Source organism: Lutispora sp. QWL-02 (genome assembly GCF_058315355.1).
The window spans coordinates 3,991,552-4,008,548 of record NZ_CM177762.1 but is presented as its reverse complement, the minus strand read 5'-3'; the positions used below and the strand labels follow the sequence as shown (position 1 = coordinate 4,008,548).

At 34.7% G+C, this 16,997-nt stretch carries 20 protein-coding genes; all 20 read left to right on the top strand.

The genetic code is table 11. From position 1 onward, the window contains the following. Positions 1–12 precede the first annotated feature (12 nt). The gene (locus AC4HCY_RS19130) at positions 13–1,797 is read left to right on the top strand and encodes a DUF6564 domain-containing protein (protein WP_491094913.1); all 1,785 of its coding nucleotides are present in this window, start codon (positions 13–15) and stop codon (positions 1,795–1,797) included. A 3-nt stretch (positions 1,798–1,800) separates the two neighbouring features. After that, positions 1,801–2,541, top strand: coding sequence for an NTP transferase domain-containing protein (locus AC4HCY_RS19125; RefSeq protein ID WP_491094912.1), 741 nt, complete (start codon positions 1,801–1,803; stop codon positions 2,539–2,541). Continuing rightward, entirely contained in the window at positions 2,538–3,407 is an 870-nt protein-coding gene (locus tag AC4HCY_RS19120; RefSeq protein ID WP_491094911.1) for an SDR family oxidoreductase, read from the top strand. Before AC4HCY_RS19125 ends, AC4HCY_RS19120 begins: the two co-directional genes overlap by 4 nt. Before the next feature lies 1 nt (position 3,408). Further along, positions 3,409–3,759, top strand: coding sequence for a cupin domain-containing protein (locus AC4HCY_RS19115; RefSeq protein WP_491094910.1), 351 nt, complete (start codon positions 3,409–3,411; stop codon positions 3,757–3,759). A 2-nt stretch (positions 3,760–3,761) separates the two neighbouring features. Continuing rightward, positions 3,762–4,370: a P-loop nucleotide/nucleoside kinase family protein gene (locus AC4HCY_RS19110; protein WP_491094909.1), complete on the top strand. Its 609-nt coding sequence runs from the start codon at positions 3,762–3,764 to the stop codon at positions 4,368–4,370. Between the two features lie 32 nt (positions 4,371–4,402). Further along, positions 4,403–4,990 carry a hypothetical protein gene (locus AC4HCY_RS19105; protein ID WP_491094908.1) on the top strand — a complete coding sequence of 196 codons (588 nt, stop codon included), beginning with the start codon at positions 4,403–4,405 and terminating at the stop codon, positions 4,988–4,990. 133 nt (positions 4,991–5,123) lie between these two features. Then, positions 5,124–5,936 carry an N-acetyltransferase gene (locus AC4HCY_RS19100; RefSeq protein ID WP_491094907.1) on the top strand — a complete coding sequence of 271 codons (813 nt, stop codon included), beginning with the start codon at positions 5,124–5,126 and terminating at the stop codon, positions 5,934–5,936. Between the two features lie 2 nt (positions 5,937–5,938). Then, positions 5,939–6,346 carry a sugar 3,4-ketoisomerase gene (locus AC4HCY_RS19095; protein WP_491094906.1) on the top strand — a complete coding sequence of 136 codons (408 nt, stop codon included), beginning with the start codon at positions 5,939–5,941 and terminating at the stop codon, positions 6,344–6,346. 14 nt (positions 6,347–6,360) lie between these two features. After that, a complete protein-coding gene (locus AC4HCY_RS19090) occupies positions 6,361–7,458 on the top strand; it encodes a DegT/DnrJ/EryC1/StrS family aminotransferase (RefSeq protein WP_491094905.1) in 1,098 nt (365 codons plus the stop codon). A gap of 18 nt (positions 7,459–7,476) precedes the next feature. Then, positions 7,477–8,379 (top strand): dTDP-4-dehydrorhamnose reductase, encoded by a 903-nt coding sequence (gene rfbD / locus AC4HCY_RS19085; protein ID WP_491094904.1) that lies wholly within the window; start codon positions 7,477–7,479, stop codon positions 8,377–8,379. An 11-nt stretch (positions 8,380–8,390) separates the two neighbouring features. After that, positions 8,391–8,954 (top strand): dTDP-4-dehydrorhamnose 3,5-epimerase, encoded by a 564-nt coding sequence (rfbC, locus tag AC4HCY_RS19080; protein WP_491094903.1) that lies wholly within the window; start codon positions 8,391–8,393, stop codon positions 8,952–8,954. Between the two features lie 22 nt (positions 8,955–8,976). Beyond that, complete coding sequence (gene rfbB / locus AC4HCY_RS19075; RefSeq protein WP_491094902.1) at positions 8,977–10,056, top strand: dTDP-glucose 4,6-dehydratase; 1,080 nt, start codon at positions 8,977–8,979, stop codon at positions 10,054–10,056. Positions 10,057–10,061: 5 nt separating this feature from the next. Beyond that, the gene (rfbA, locus tag AC4HCY_RS19070) at positions 10,062–10,919 is read left to right on the top strand and encodes a glucose-1-phosphate thymidylyltransferase RfbA (RefSeq protein ID WP_491094901.1); all 858 of its coding nucleotides are present in this window, start codon (positions 10,062–10,064) and stop codon (positions 10,917–10,919) included. Between the two features lie 38 nt (positions 10,920–10,957). After that, positions 10,958–11,326 carry a DUF8042 domain-containing protein gene (locus AC4HCY_RS19065; RefSeq protein ID WP_491094900.1) on the top strand — a complete coding sequence of 123 codons (369 nt, stop codon included), beginning with the start codon at positions 10,958–10,960 and terminating at the stop codon, positions 11,324–11,326. 71 nt (positions 11,327–11,397) lie between these two features. Next, positions 11,398–11,595, top strand: coding sequence for a YjfB family protein (locus AC4HCY_RS19060; protein ID WP_491094899.1), 198 nt, complete (start codon positions 11,398–11,400; stop codon positions 11,593–11,595). Between the two features lie 50 nt (positions 11,596–11,645). Beyond that, the gene (locus AC4HCY_RS19055; protein WP_323433316.1) at positions 11,646–12,047 is read left to right on the top strand and encodes a CBS domain-containing protein; all 402 of its coding nucleotides are present in this window, start codon (positions 11,646–11,648) and stop codon (positions 12,045–12,047) included. Positions 12,048–12,305: 258 nt separating this feature from the next. Further along, positions 12,306–12,521 carry a hypothetical protein gene (locus AC4HCY_RS19050; RefSeq protein WP_323433317.1) on the top strand — a complete coding sequence of 72 codons (216 nt, stop codon included), beginning with the start codon at positions 12,306–12,308 and terminating at the stop codon, positions 12,519–12,521. Continuing rightward, entirely contained in the window at positions 12,521–12,766 is a 246-nt protein-coding gene (locus AC4HCY_RS19045; protein WP_491094898.1) for a type II toxin-antitoxin system RelE family toxin, read from the top strand. Before AC4HCY_RS19050 ends, AC4HCY_RS19045 begins: the two co-directional genes overlap by 1 nt. 15 nt (positions 12,767–12,781) lie before the next feature. Continuing rightward, positions 12,782–14,185, top strand: coding sequence for an AmmeMemoRadiSam system protein A (amrA, locus tag AC4HCY_RS19040; protein ID WP_491094897.1), 1,404 nt, complete (start codon positions 12,782–12,784; stop codon positions 14,183–14,185). 224 nt (positions 14,186–14,409) lie between these two features. Beyond that, positions 14,410–16,974, top strand: a complete 2,565-nt coding sequence (locus AC4HCY_RS19035; RefSeq protein ID WP_491094896.1) for a sensor domain-containing protein — start codon at positions 14,410–14,412, stop codon at positions 16,972–16,974. The last annotated feature ends 23 nt before the right edge of the window (positions 16,975–16,997 follow it).

The following is a 16,997-nucleotide window of genomic DNA, read 5'->3' as shown; positions in this document are numbered from 1 at the left end:
AGGGGTGTATATATGAAAGCTATTATTTTAGCGGCTGATGGAAAAACATTTAATATAAAAGGAGAAGATGTGCCAAAATGTTTCCTCCCAATAAATAGAAATTTAACTATACTAGAAAGACAGATACGCATACTTAATTTTTATGGATTCTCTGATTCTGAAATTATAATAGTAATTGGCTCTAAGGGATCATGGAGCAAAGATAATATTTCAGAAAAAGTACATAACTTAAATACTAATATTTTAGTGAATGAAGAGAATTTAAAGCAAGGCAACAAATATAGCTTGTTAATAGCCCTTAATGCAATTGAGGATCAAGAAGTATTGATTATTGATGGTGACCTTGTGTTTGAAAGTATTATTATCGAAAAATTATTAAATAGTAGAAATGATAATATATTATTAACTCGTAATATGCTAAACCCCCAAGAAAGCGGGAGCAAAGTATTATGTCGAGATAATCGGGTAGTGGGGGTTGGAAAGGATATTGAAGGAGGTATGTTTCCTTGGGCAATATATTCCGGTATTGCCAAAATATCAAATAGGACTCTTGAAGATCTCAAATTAGCTTTATATAAAGAGACAAACTATGATATGGTTGATGGCATTAAGGATATTTTAAAAGATAATAATTTTATTGCTTTAGATTATTTGGATTTAGTTTACGGAAACGCAACCAAGGAACAGAATAATAAACTTGTTGGGGGTTCTTATGCAAACCTAAGATGTAAACTAATCGTGAAAAAAGAAGCAAGAAATGAGGGCAAGGAGAAGCTATCTAATGAGATAAAATGGTTATTAGATTTGCCTGCTGAGCTGAAAACATATTTCCCGGAAGTATTGAATTATAAGATATCTAATGAAGTAACGTGGTTTGAAATGCCATATTATAGCGGTAAAAATTTAAGGGAACTAATTATGCTGGGAGAGTTTGACGCTAAAAATACTGTTAATTTTTTGGAAAGATTACTGGATTGGATGTTTAAGAAAATATACTCAAGAAGAATGGGTAAAGCACCTAAAAATTGGGTTTACATAAAGCACATAGCTCGAGTTAACCAAAGGCTGATAGAGGCATGTCAAAAGTCCTCAACTATAGCTAGAATGATAAAATCTGATTATATTGTTTTGAATGGGACAAAGTATAGGAATATTCCGGAACTTTTCTTAAAAATAACAAAGAGACCTTCACTGATAGACGCTCTTACGCCAGAAGCTCTATCAATGGTTCATGGAGATTTGCATTTTCAAAACATACTTATAGAGCCGGGTAATAATCAAGAATTTTTATTAGCAGATCCAAGAGGAGAAATAGAAGGGTCAGATATTTATTATGATATGGGCAAATTATGGCACTCTTTTAATGGAAAGTACGATTTTTTGCATACAGATCAGTTTGTGGTTGATTTGAAATGGAGAGAAGATACAGATATCTTAGAGGCTAATTTAGAATTAACAAATAAGTCAGCAGTGTTGACGTATGATGAGATATCCAAAAGAATGGAAAAGCTTTTGACTAGATATGAGTATATCAAGAATGATCCATATTGGCATATGAAAACTCTATTTGCCGAAGTAAGTCATTTTAGCAGTGTTATGCCTTTTCATATAAAAGGAAATGGAGATGATAGGAGAGCGATTGCAATGTACTTAACTGCTGTAAAACTGATTAATCAATTTTATGACAATTTTCAAATAGAAAATTGGAAAGAAGAAATTACTTTTTATAATGTTAACTCTGTAGAAGACTATAATATGATGATGAATTCTATGGACATGGGAGGGGGGCTAGTTTAATATATGAATGCATTCATCTTGGCTGCAGGGCAAGGTAGTAGACTGAGAACAAGCATCCCTAAATGCTTACTGGAGGTTAATAATGAGCCTTTATTAGAAAGAAGTCTAAAATGCACAAAAGGTATTGATTCGATCATAAAAAGTGTTGTTATCATTGGAAATGGAGGAGTATGGACAAGAGATACTGAGGGACAAGCCTTAAAAATTGCCCATAAATACTCAGCGGAAATAATAGTTAATAAGAATTCAATGGAGACACATAGCACAGAGAGTTTGAAAATTGCTTTAGAAGAAATGAAACAATCAGATGATTTATTAATAATTGATGGAGATCTTGTCTATGACGAGCACATAGCTAAAGGGTTAGCACAACAAGAAGGAAGCGTACTTTTAGTTGGCGAGCAGCACAGTAGATCCGGAAGTAAAGTTAAATATGAAAAAAATAAATCTGGACAAATAATACTTCAAGAAATTTCTGAAAGCATTCAATCCGAATACGTATATTTAGGGATGATGAAATTAGGAAAAAACCATGTTCTTATTATTAAGGATTTAATAGAGGAGTCAAAGTATAAAAAGGATATTCTGGCTGTAATTTTAAATGATATATGCAAAGTGATTGAGTTAAGATGTCTTTTTCTTATAAACGATGTTGCTGAAAGAGTTCCGTACATTCAAGGAAACGTAATTAATATTAATACCAAGAATGATTTAGAAAATGCTGGGAGGATTTTTAATAAATGAAAATTCTTATAACCGGGGCAAATGGATTTTTAGGCAAAAATATTTATAATAAACTTTCTGAGAGATATGAAATTAAAGGTACATACAATCGTTACAAAATAAAAGATTTAGTTAAGTTAGACCTAAGCGATTCTAAAAGCATACTGGAACTTTTAAATAATTATAATCCTGATGTAATTGTTCATACTGCTGCTATAACAGACTTAAACCAATGCGAGAAACAACCATATATGGCGAAAATTGTAAATACTAATTCTACTAACACAATAGCAAAATGGTGTAGAGATAAAAATGCAAAGCTTATATATTTATCAACAGATTATGTGTTTGATGGAGAAAATGGACCTTATAGGGAAAAAAGTGAAACAGGACCTTTGCAAATATATGGTTATACTAAACTAATGAGTGAAATATTAATAGAAAACCAGGGAATTAATTATGCAATTGTTAGAATTGGAATATTGCACGGATTCAATGATAGATTCGATAAGAATACTGTTACTATGCAAGTAATCGATGGGCTAAAAAACGAGAAGGAAATAGTTTTAGATGACGGGCGTATCAAATATCCGACGTTAATTGATGATGTTTCAAGTGCGATAGAAAAAATTATTGAAGATGATTTAATAGGAACATTTCATGTATCAAGCCAAGAACCTGTCACAAGATATGAGTGGGGTTTAAGAATTTCAAGGATATTTGGCTTTAATGAATCCTTAATAATACCTGATAAAGAGTTAGATAAGATGAGTTTTCCGGCAAGACCTAAGGATATAAAGCTTTTGGACACAATGATAGGATTCAAAATAAGATGTTTGGATGATAGTTTGGAATATTTGAAATATCAATTACTAAGGAGGGATTAAGTTGAAAATTATTAGAAAAGATGTTGCGCATTGTTCAATACGTAAAGATGGCAGAAAAGTTACCAAATTACTGGAAATGAATATTGATTCATTTAGTTCCTCTATGGTTCTTTATCATTGTGATGTTCCAAAAGGAGAGTTTGCAGAGCACTATCATGCAAAGTCAACCGAGTTAATCTTTTTCCCAGAAGGAGGCAAAATCAAAGTCAATGGAAAGCTTTATGATATGAATCCTTGGGATGGAGTGCTATTGGAGCCTGGAGACAGACATGGCTATAATGAATCGGAGTGTAAAGATATTATCCATTTTGCAATTAGGATACCATCTGAGGATGATAAAGTCGAGGTGTAGGAATGTCCAAGCATATTATAATGATGAATGGTTTTACTGCAAGCGGAAAAAGTACAACAGCAATTAAAATCTTTAATAAGCTAGAAAATGTGCAAATATTGCATACGGCCTTTATACGTAAAGAATTAGGGCTTTATCCGAATCAGCAGGAATCTCTAAAGTACAAGTTTGAATTAGACGATGAAAGATTTATTGCAGTATCTAAAATAGTATATAACGAAGTTCTAAATAAAGCGGGTAAAATATTAGAAACCTTTGATAATGTGATTCTAGATGCGACATATAATTTTAAATGGCAAAGACAACAAGTTTATGAATTTGCAAAAAACGTGGATGCTCACATAACGATTATTAATTGTGTTTGCAATGATGAAGAAAAGATAATTAAACGGCTGCAAAAAAGGAAAATATCAAAAGATGATCTTTTATCGGAAGCAAGCGAGTATGAAACATATCTCAGCACAAAGAAGCTAGCAGAAAATGTTTTTTATGATAAGCTTTCTGATGGAGAAAGGCCACATATTTTAATATATGATAGTGGAAATGGGCAGATTAGGCAAAATGATATTATAAACTGTGAGTTCTGTAATAAAGTAAGAGATGTACTATGATATTATTATATATTATTTATAGGAGTAATTAAATGGATAGCATTAGTTCAACGATTGCACTAGACTTTGATGGTGTAATTACTAACCCTCATAATATGAAATCACAAGAGTTTACTAAAAGAGGTTATAATATCCCTGCACATCATACAGAAAGGGAATACTGTATAGAAAAATATGGAATACCTCTTGAAATATACAAAGAGGTATCTTTTGAAGTTAATTGCACTAGGCTTAAAGAAGTTCCGCTAGAAAAAGGAGTTATTAGGTCTTTAGATTATCTAATAAAGCATAATTTTAAAATAGTAATTGTTACATCCAGAATGAATAATGAAATTGAATATGTTAACAAGTATTTAAAAAGCCATAATATAAATATTTCACAGATTTTTAATACGAATCAAGAAACTAAAATGAATGTAATAGAGAATCTAAGACCAGTATTATTTGTAGATGATTCTTTTTACAAAGTTAGAGACATTTGCGGATCAAAAATAAAAACAAATATATTTCTATTTAGGAATATAGCAAACAGTCATTACATGGAAATAGTAAAGAATTATGAAATACATTATGGAAATTGGGATGATATAATTATTTTTATAGAAAGACTTTCAAAATAATATATGCAATATATGTTAGATTCTGAATAGCTAATAGAATTAATAATGGCTTTTTGCATTTTTAATATATAATTTCAAGATGTTACTATAAAGTGGAAAGCAAGTAAAGAATTAAGAGGGAGGATTTGAATAAATGATCCATCCAACAGCTCAAATAGGACAAGATGTAACTATAAAAGAAGGGGTTATAATTGGCGACAAAGTAATAATAGAAGATAATGTATATATAGACTATGGGTGTATAATAAGAGAAAATGTTCATATTAAAAAAGGCAGTTTTATAGGCGCAAGGTGTATACTTGGAGAATATTTAATGGATTTTTATAAGAACAAAGATAATAAAATTCACCCATTAGTTATAGGAGAAAATGCTTTAGTTAGGTCTGAAAATGTAATTTATGGAGATACTGTGATAGGTAATAATTTTCAAAGTGGACACAAAGTAACTATAAGAGAGAATTCTATCATTAGGAATGATGTTAGAATTGGAACATTATCAGATATACAACATCACTGTGATATAGGAAATTATGTTAATATACATAGTAATGTATTCATTGGAGAAATGAGTAGAATAAGTGATTTTGTATGGATATTTCCTCATGTCATTTTAACAAATGATCCGACTCCGCCTTCTAATACATTAAGAGGAGTTCAGATTGAGCCATATGCTGTAATTTCTGCTGGGAGCATTATATTACCAGGCAAAAATATTGGTAGAGATGTTTTAGTAGGAGCAGGCTCCATTGTCACTAAAGATGTACACAATGAAACTGTAGTTTTTGGAAATCCTGCAAATGAAATTTGTTCAATTAGAGAAATTAAAAATAAGACAACAGGAGAGCCAGTCTATCCTTGGAGATATACTTTTAAGAGGGGTATGCCATGGGAAGAATCTGATTATGAAACATGGTTTAATAATTTAAATTTACAAGAAGGTGATTAGCTATGTTAAACTGTGCATTAGTAAAATTTAAGGAAGTTAGAGATAAATATGGACATCTGACTCCAATTGAAGGAAAAGTAGATATACCTTTTGAAATAAAGAGAGTATATTATATCAGCAAAGTAGAGCAAGGAGTAACAAGAGGATTCCATTCTCATAGAAAACTTCATCAGGTTCTTATTTGTCTTAATGGGTCTGTAAAAATAAGACTTAAAAATCTTGATAGTGAGGAAGTAGTAGAATTAAATGAGCCATCTTTAGGATTATATATAGGCCCTTATATATGGCGTGAGATGTTTGATTTTACTGAAGGTAGCGTATTGTTGGTTCTTGCTTCAGAGTATTATGACGAGGATGACTATATTAGAAATTATGATTATTATTTAGAAGAAGCTAAAAAAAGATTTTAGGAGAAGTGAGTCATATGAACATTCCATTTGCAAGCTTTGAACCCATGCATAAAGAAATTGAAGATGAGCTATTAAATAAGTTTAAAGAAGTGTATAAAAAGAATTGGTTTATTCAAGGAGAAGAAGTAAAAAAATTTGAAGAAGAATTTGCAGCGTTTTGCGATTCAAAGTATTGTATAGGTTGCGGCAATGGGCTTGATGCGCTCTATCTGATTTTGCGGGGTTATGGTATAGGTGCTGGGGATGAAGTAGTAGTGCCATCTAATACATATATTGCTACTGCACTTGCAGTATCTTATACAGGAGCAAAACCTGTCTTTGTTGAGCCGAAGCCCCAAACATATAATATTGATCCGGATTTGATTGAAAATGCAATTACGGATAAAACAAGAGCAATAATAGCAGTTCACCTGTATGGACAAGCAGCCGATATGGATAAAATAAATAAGATTGCAAAGAAGTATAATTTAAAAGTTGTAGAGGATTCGGCCCAATCTCACGGAGCTTTGTATAAAAGTAGAAAAGCAGGGAGTTTAGGGGATGCGTCCGGTTTCAGCTTTTATCCGGGAAAAAATTTAGGGGCTTTAGGAGATGCAGGTGCAGTAGTCACAAATGATAAAGAATTAGCTGATAAGCTAAGAGCAATAGCAAACTATGGATCTGATAAAAAATACCATCATATATATAAAGGTATAAATTCAAGACTTGATGAAATTCAGGCAGCTTTTTTGAGAATAAAGTTGAAAAACCTGGACAGATGGAATGAGGATAGGGTAAGAATCGCGAGAAAATACATTGAAGGTATTAATAATCCCCAAATCATAAAACCGATAGAAGCTGTTTATGCAAAGCATGTATGGCATTTATTCGTTATAAGGACAAAGAAAAGAGACAATTTACAGGAATATTTGAAAAATAAAGGGATAGACACATTGATTCACTATCCGATACCAATGCATTTGCAGCAGGCTTATCAGGACTTAAATCTTAAGTTTGGCGACTTTCCGATTGCAGAAGAAATATCAAAAGAAGTTCTTAGCTTACCCATATGGTATGGAATGAAAGATAGTGAGATTGAATATGTTATTGACACGATTAATTCGTTTAAATAAATAGGATAATAGGTGGTAATGGTGAGAAAGCTCTTGATAGTAGGCTATAAGGGACAATTAGGTTCAGAGATCATAAAAAATTTAGAAGACAATATTGTTGACTTTGAATCTTTAGCCAAAGCTAATATTTTTTTGCTAAAAAGAAGTTCTAAAGAATTAAATATCTCAGATAGATCTTCTGTATTAAGCTTCATACAAGATATTAAGCCAAACATCATAATCAATTGTGCAGCTTATACCAATGTAGATAAAGCTGAAGAAGATTACGGAAAAGCTTTTCAGGTCAATGCGTTAGGCCCAAGAAATCTAGCGACCGCCGCTGAATCCGTCGGAGCCAAGCTTATTCATATTTCAACAGATTATGTGTTTGATGGAGAAGGGATTACTGCAAATGGTAAAAAAATGCCCTACAGAGAATACGATACACCAAATCCTATAAATGTATATGGCAAAACAAAGCTATTCGGTGAAAATTATGTACGAGATTTTTGCAGCAAATATTTCATAATAAGAACTTCTTGGCTTTATGGAGAAAATGGAAATAATTTTGTTAAAACAATTATAAGACTGGCAAGAGATAAAGGTAAATTGCAAGTCGTTAATGATCAGATTGGTAATCCAACCAATGCAGAAGATTTAGCAAGACACATACTAAAGTTAGTATTTACCGATGAATATGGCATTTATCATTGTACAGGGAATGGTATTACCAGCTGGTATGACTTTGCCTGCAAGATAATTGAGTATGCTGGAATTGATTGTATTGTTGAACCGGTTACTTCAGAGCAGTTTACAAGAAAAGCTAAACGACCTTCTTATTCCTGTTTAGACAATATGATGTTAAGAAGTACAATAGGAGACGGCATGAGGTATTGGGAAGAGGCCCTTTATGATTTTGTAAAAAACAAACTGCAGCTTTAGGAGATGAAGAAGTGAGCAATTTTTCATTTACAGGAACAAATATCAAAGGTCTTTATATTATAGAGCAAAAGATTTTTAACGATTCAAGAGGCTATTTTATGGAGACTTACAGTGAAAAAGCTTTTAAAGAAGCGGGATTAAACCTGAAATTTGTGCAAGATAATCAATCAAAATCAAAAAAAGGTGTGCTGCGGGGATTGCATTTTCAAAAGAGGCATCCCCAAGGAAAGTTAGTTCGAATCCTTAAAGGAGAAGTATTTGATGTTGCTGTTGATTTGAGAAAAAACTCCCCAACTTTTAAGCAGTGGTATGGGTGTATTATAAGTGAAGAAAATAGAAAGCAAATGTATATACCTGAAGGATTTGCCCATGGTTTTTTAGTGTTGTCGGATGAGGCTGAGTTTACATATAAATGTACGGACTTTTATCATCCGGAAGATGAAGGCGGTTATCCCTGGGATGATTCTTCTTTTAATATTGAATGGCCTCTGGATAGAGTTGAGAAATTACTGTTTTCGGAAAAGGACAAGAATTATCAATCGTTTAGAGAAACTGCCTTTGGCTATGATTTTTAGCAATATATAGGGGGTAATCAATTTGAAAACTTATCTGGTTACTGGGGGAGCAGGTTTTATTGGATCTAATTTCATTCACTATATGATTGAGAAATATGAAGATATCTTTATTATAAATCTGGACAAGCTTACATATGCAGGGAACCTAAATAATTTAGAAGATGTTGAAGAGAGTAAAAATTACATCTTTATTAAAGGTGATATTACAGATGCAGAATTAGTGCAGTTAATATTTAATAAATATTCCATTGACTATGTAATAAATTTTGCGGCAGAATCTCATGTGGATAGAAGCATAGAAAATCCTATGGAATTTATAAAGACAAATGTTGAGGGGACCTTCGTGTTATTGGAAGCAGCAAAAAGATCCTGGATGAAGGGAGACCAATGGGAAGAGGGTAAAAAATTTATCCAGGTTTCTACCGATGAGGTATATGGTTCTTTAGGAGAGACAGGATACTTCAGCGAAATAACTCCTCTTGATCCAAGGAGCCCTTATTCTGCTAGTAAAACTTCTGCAGATTTACTGGTAAAATCCTATCATGATACTTATAAAATGCCTGTGAATATAACGAGATGTTCAAATAATTACGGGCCATATCAGTTTCCCGAAAAATTGATTCCTTTGATAATTAATAATTGCCTAAATGGTAAGGATCTACCTATTTATGGAGATGGCAAAAATATCAGAGATTGGATATATGTAGACGATCATTGCTGCGCTATAGATCTAGTAGTAAATAGAGGAAGAGCTGGACAAGTCTATAACATAGGCGGAGAAAATGAAAAAACAAACATTGATATTGTAAAGACGATTATCAGGATACTAAAAAACTTACTAATAGATGATGCACGGAAAGAAGATATAAGCGAAAACCAGATTAAATATGTGAAGGATAGAAAGGGTCATGATAGAAGATACGCTATTGATCCGACTAAGACAAAGAATGAACTTGGATGGAGTGCCAAAACATCTTTTGATGAGGGAATCATAAAGACTGTAAAATGGTATTTAGATAATAGCAAATGGCTTGAAGAAATCACTTCCGGAGCTTATGAAGATTATTATAAAAAAATGTACATTGACAGAGAAAGAGGGTAGTAGTTTTGAAGGGAATTATATTAGCCGGAGGGAGCGGGACACGTTTGTACCCCATTACAAAATCTATTAGCAAACAGATTGTGCCAATATATGATAAACCCATGATCTACTATCCACTATCTGTATTGATGCTGGCCGGAATCAGAGAAGTGCTTATTATATCCACGCCCAGAGATTTGCCAATGTACAAAGAACTTTTAGGTGATGGAAATCAACTGGGCATGTGTTTTTCCTATGCGGTGCAGGCTAAACCCAATGGTATTGCAGAAGCCTTCATAATAGGGGAGAGATTTATTAACAATGAAGCGGTTGCTTTGATTTTGGGAGATAACGTTTTCTATGGATATGGTTTTTCTGCCATGCTGCATGAGGCTTCTAACTTAAAGGAAGGAGCATATATCTTTGGGTATTATGTAAATAATCCTGGAGCATATGGAGTAGTTGAGTTTGACGATCAATGGAATGTACTGTCTATAGAAGAAAAGCCTAAAATACCTAAATCAAACTATGCAGTTCCAGGACTATACTTTTATGATAAATATGTAGTGGAGATTGCCAAAAATCTAAAACCGTCAGCCAGAGGCGAACTAGAGATAACAGATTTAAACAGAGAATATCTGGATAATAAAAGCTTAAGGGTTAAACTTTTAGGTAGAGGGTTTGCATGGCTGGATACCGGTACCCATGATGCACTATTAGAAGCTAGCAATTTTGTTCAAACAGTCCAAAAAAGGCAAGGGCTTTATGTTGCATGTATTGAAGAAATTGCTTATCGCAATGGATTTATTTCAAAAGAACAATTGCAATCATTAGCAGAGCCTTTGGCAAAGACTGAATATGGCAAGTATTTAATGACAATATAAGATTTTTATAGTTAAAGATGAGTTCAAAGGAGGACAATATGGGAAAATACCATGAAGTAATAGAAAAGTCTTTACAACTGCTGGAAACAACAGAAGAAGGGCTTGTCTATATACAAAACCAATTGGAAGAGCTGCGCTATGAAGAAGCTTTCATCGTCTTAAAAGACGTAATGGAAGCCATAGCTAGTATTGAAGATGCCATATATCCCATGAAGGATGGACTGCCGGAAAATGATATAGACATTTTAGCAGCATCTTTGAGAGAAAGTATGAATAAGGCGGTAAGCAGTTATGAACAGGGCAAAGAGGTAGATTTGGAAAAGCAAATATCAGAAAATATTCTTACATCATTTAAGAATTGGAGAGAAGAAATCAAGAGAATATTTGCACCTTATGTCGTTTCATAATATATCTGCATGAGACAGGCCTTCAAATGGATAATAGAAGAGACTTTATTTAGTAAAAGGAGTGTGATCATATGGACATAGCTGCATTAGCGTCAGCAATGAATCATTCGGCCATAAAGCAGCAGGCCAGTATTTCAGTGCTGAAAATGACAATGGAGCAGGCCAAGGTGCAAGCTGCAGATTTAAATCAAATGCTGGAGCAGACTGTGAAAGCAATGGAATTGTCGGTGAATCCGCATTTAGGACAAAATGTAGATATAAGATTATGATATCTCTATAAGCTGCATAATAGGTTTATTGGAAAGGAGAAGTTATTTCAATGAAGATAAGAGAAATAATGAGAACACCTGTAATAGCTGTAAAGCCTAGTGATACTGTTGACAAGGTTTTAGAAATAATGAACAGGGAAAAAATCCATGGAACTCCTATTGTCAATGAAAATAATAATCTTCTGGGAATAATAGTAAAGGCGGATATCCATCGCTTCCTAATGGAGCCGGGGCATTATAAAAGCTGTCCTGTAGAATGGGTGATGACAAAAGAAGTGGTGAAGGCTCAGGCAGATGAAGAAATTATAGAGGTAGCCAAAAAATTAAGGAGCAAAGATGTTATCGCATTGCCTATAGTAGAGGGAAATGTTCTGGTGGGTCTTGTATCCATCGAGGATATTGTTGATTATTTTTTAGAATCCAATAAACAAAGATATCCTGCTGGATCGTAGCAGGATATCTTTGTCCCTTGTAAGGCATCAAAAGGATGATGCGGATTCTTACGCAAAAATACTACAATTATTAATATAATGATATAATAATAGCATAAATGTGTTTGTTTGATATAGTATAATATATGTAACTGGATAAAGCTTTTGATAAACTTGACAGAATAGAAACAGAAGTAACAAGGCATGAAGAGTTTATTTTGAAAAGGGTAAAATAGAAGCATTGGTACGATTCTTTGCTGAAATGAGAGGTGGTGGATTATGAGTATCCCGAAGAAAATGATTATGGATTTAGTTAAGGAGTTGCCAGAAGAAAAACTCGGCAAAGTTATCAGCTTTATTAAGTTTATAAAACAGGAAGAAGAGCCAATACTGGTTCTTGAGTCTGAAGATGAGGAAGAAATTGCTCAAATACTTGTAAACAACGAATGGTATTCTGACAGTGAAATAAGCAAAATGATAGAGGATATGGAATAATGAGCAATATAATATATTCTAAACAAGCGAAGAAGGCATTAGAAGTTTTCGATAAGAAAACAGCTATGAGAATAAAAAAAAGTATTGATAACATACCTGCAGGAGATATAAAACGACTTGAAGGCAACAATTTGCCGCCATTATTTAGATTGAGAGTGGGCAAATATAGAATAATTTATTTAATAGAAGATGAGAGACAAATAAAAATACTCAAGATAGATACGAAAGGCGACGTATATAAATAAAATCGAGGTGATCTTATGGGCAGCATATCTGCTTTTTACACTATGCCTCATCCACCCATCATAGTGCCTGAGGTAGGCAGAGGCGAGGAGAGAAAGATTAAGGCTACTTCCGATGCATTTGATAAAGCCGCAGCGGAGATAGCATCTATGAATGCAGATACAATAATTATAGTGACTCCTCATGGACCTGTGTTTAGTGATGCAGTGGCTTTGGCCTATGATAACAGCATAAAGGGAAACCTGGAGAAATTCGGTGCTCCTCAAGCAGCGTTTAAGGAAGAAATAGACATATCACTTACTGAGAAAATAATAGGGCTGGCTGAGGAAGAAGGCATTATGACGGCAGAGATAACCAAAAACTCTGCAAAGCGATACGGGATAGATTATGAGCTGGATCATGGCGCCATGGTGCCTCTATATTTTATTAACAAAAGGCTTTCCGCCTATAAGCTGGTGCATATAACCTATGGAATGCTCCCTAAGATGCAGCTGTATAAGTTTGGCATGTGCGTAAGAAAAGCTGTAGAGGAAAGCGATTCCAGGGCTGTATTTATCGCAAGCGGAGACTTGTCTCATAAGCTTAGTGCTGAAGGCCCATATGGCTATGCAGCGGAGGGCGAAGCCTTTGATAGGGAGATCATATCCCTGCTGGAGGAAGGGGATGTCCAGGGCGTATTCAATATGGACTGCAATATTGTAGAAAAAGCTGCTGAGTGCGGCCTTCGTTCCTATTATATAATGCTTGGTGCTATGAACGGCTATAATATCAAAGGTCATCTTTTATCCTATGAAGGCACCTTTGGAGTAGGCTATGGAGTCATGAGCTTTTCTCTTGAAGCCGGTACAGATATGTACAATGTCCTGCTTGAGTCGGGCAAAAAAAGGTTCAGCGAGAAAATAAACAATTCAGACCCATATGTAAGGCTTGCTCGTGAAAGCCTCACCAATTATTTGCTTTATGGCAAATATATTGATTATGAGCCTGCTTATGTGACAGAGGAGATGCTAAACACAAAAAGAGGGGTTTTTGTGTCTTTGAAAAAGGAGGGCCAGCTGAGAGGCTGTATAGGCACCATCTTTCCCGTGACAGAAAATATCGCTGAGGAAATCATAAGGAATGCTGTGGAGGCAGGAACCCAAGATCCGAGGTTCAGCCCTGTAGCGGAAGCCGAATTGGAGGAGATAGATTTTTCTGTGGATGTGCTCACTGAGGCCCGGAAGTCTTCAAAGGAAGAGCTGGATCCAGGAAAGTATGGCGTAATAGTCAGGTGGAGGGGAAAAACAGGGTTGCTGCTTCCTGATTTGGAAGGAGTAGATACTGTGGAGGAGCAGCTTGATATAGCCCTGCGCAAGGCAGGCATACCGAATGGAGCAGATTATTCTATCGAAAAATTCGAGGTTATAAGGCATAAGGAGTGATTTTTTCACTTCCTTATTTTTTTACCCCGATGACAGAGAATAAATAAAACCGGCGACAATTTTTTGAATTGATTTTAAATTACGATAATATAAACATTGTAGAAATTTAACGAATTTAGTAGAATAAATATAAGTCGAGTACAGGGTTAGCGATATTATAGCACATCGGCAAGTACTGATTTCATATTGATATATGGCATAAGAATAGGGAAGGGGAAGTCTTTATGAATATTGAGAAATTTTTTAAAAGAGTTATTGAGGTGCTGCCTGATCCTATTTTTGCTATAGATAAAGAGGGAAAGATAATATTATGGAATAGTGCGATGGAAAGTCTTACAAGGGTAAAGCGAGAAGGAGTATTGGGCAAAGGAGACTATGCACATTCAGAAATATTTTACGGATACAAAAGACCGACACTCATAGATCTGGTGCTAAAGCCGGATGAGGAAGCGGAGAAAAGGTATTATACAGGCTTCATGAGAAATGGAGAAGGTGCCGTAGAGGGTGAGACATTCAGTTCAAAATTGGATTACTATGACTGGGGAAAAGCGGTGCCTATTTTTAATGATGAGGGAGAAGTCGAAGCGGTAGTATCCATATCAAGAGATATAAGTGAGAATATAAAGTTTCAAAAACAGCAGGATATATTGCTTAAAAGATATGAGACTCTTTTTGTCAATAGCCCTGATGGGATTGCGTGTTTTGATAAGGACCATACCATATTTGATGTTAATGAAAGCTTTTTAAGGATTTTCGGATATACGAGAGAAGAGTGTATAGGAAGGAACCTTGATGACCTGGTGGTGCCGAGAAAGTTAAAAGAAAAAGCGGTGCAAATGACCGAAGAGCTGTTTGTGAAAGGCATAGTAGATTTTGAAGACGTAAGATATACAAAGATGGGGGTTCCTATAGTAGTAAATATCAGGGCTATTCTTATGAAGGTGGAAGATGAACTGCTGGGAGGCTATGGTATATATACGAATGTCACTGAAAGGGCAAGATATAAGGAAGATCTGGAGTCGACCAATGTGGAGTTGGAGGCCACCATAGAGCAGCTGGTATCCAACGAGGAAGAGCTGAGAGCTCAGTATGATGAGATACAGGAGTATTCGGAAAAGAATGAAGAGTTAAGGCAAAAATATGAAATAGCCATTGAAGCAACCGGCAGCTTCATATGGGAGATAAACACCAGGAAAAAAACAATAGAATTCTCAAAGAATTTTGTGGACTTAGTTGGTTATAAAGCTATTCAAAAGGAGAGCATCTATGAGATAATCAATGAAGTCGTTCATGAAGAGGATAAAAGCTTGCTGATCCATGAGATCGATAGATGTATTGATGGGACAGGAGAGGAGATCGATACACAGATTAGAATTATTGACAAAGATGATGAGATCCATTGGTATATGATAAGAGGCAAGGGGATCAAAGGCAAGAGAGATAGGATCAATGCCCTTCATGGAGTGATGATTGATATTACTGAGATGAAGCATAAGGAAGAGTATATCAAATTCTTGGCAGTTTATGATCCTTTAACGGGACTTTATAATAGAAGGAAGCTTACAGAAATATTGGTGAAGGAGCTGGGGAACGATAAAAAGGGAGCTCTGCTTTTGTTGGATATAGATGACTTCAAAAATATAAATGATGTTTTGGGGCATGTCTATGGAGATGAATTGCTGAAACGCTTTGCAGCATTGCTCAAGGATTGGGCCGCTGAAAACACAATTCCCTTTAGATTTGGGGGAGATGAATTCCTCATTCTTATTAAAGAAGAGGAGCCTCATAAGATAGCAGAGCATGCTCAAAATTTGAAAAATATTATTAGGAATAGAATCATTGTAGATAATATGGAAAACGGCATAACTGTGACTGCGGGCATAGTTCAATACCCCGGTGACGGAACCGGTATTGATGAGCTTCTGAGCAAAGCGGACATCGCAATGTATAGCGCTAAGAAATCCGGCAAGAACAGATACTTATTCTTTGATGAAAAGATGAAGGAGAAATTCAATGATAAGATCAATATAGAGAACACATTGCGAAAAGCTCTTAGGAATGAAAACTTTTTATTGCTTTACCAGCCTATAATAGAAACAAGGACAGGATATATTTCCTCTTTTGAAGCTCTTTTGAGAATAAGAGACAATAATATTCCTCCTGAGGAATTTATACCTATAGCGGAAGAAACAGGACTTATATTGCCCATAGGGAAATGGGTGATAGAAGAAGCGGTAAGACAGATAAGCATATGGGCTGGAAAAGGTTATAAGCCGGTGCCTGTATCTGTAAACTTATCTCCAAGACAGTTTTATGATGTCAGTCTGGTTGAATATATCAGCAAAATATTAGAGGATTATGGCGTAGACCCTTCGCTGCTGGAGATAGAAATAACGGAAAACATTTTTGCAGAGAAAAAACATGAAATAATAAATATTCTAAACAGGTTAAAAGCTTTGGGAGTAATAATTTCCCTGGATGATTTCGGGACAGGCTATTCTTCGTTGAATTATCTCACTTTTATGCCCATAGATAAAATAAAGCTGGATAAGAGCCTCAAGGATAAATTTATAGAATTGGAAAGCATAAAGATAATGGGCAGGTTGATAGCGCTCATACATGGCCTGAATATGAAGGTAGTGACTGAAGGCGTAGAGGAGATAGAGGAATTCAAAAGGATGAAAAGAGCCGGGAGCGATTACCTTCAGGGATACTTATTCAGCAAGCCTATAAAACAGGAAGAAGTGGAAAAGATTTTCAATAAGAACTATATGGATTTGCTGTCCTAGCTTCTCCTGTGAAATTTTAGATC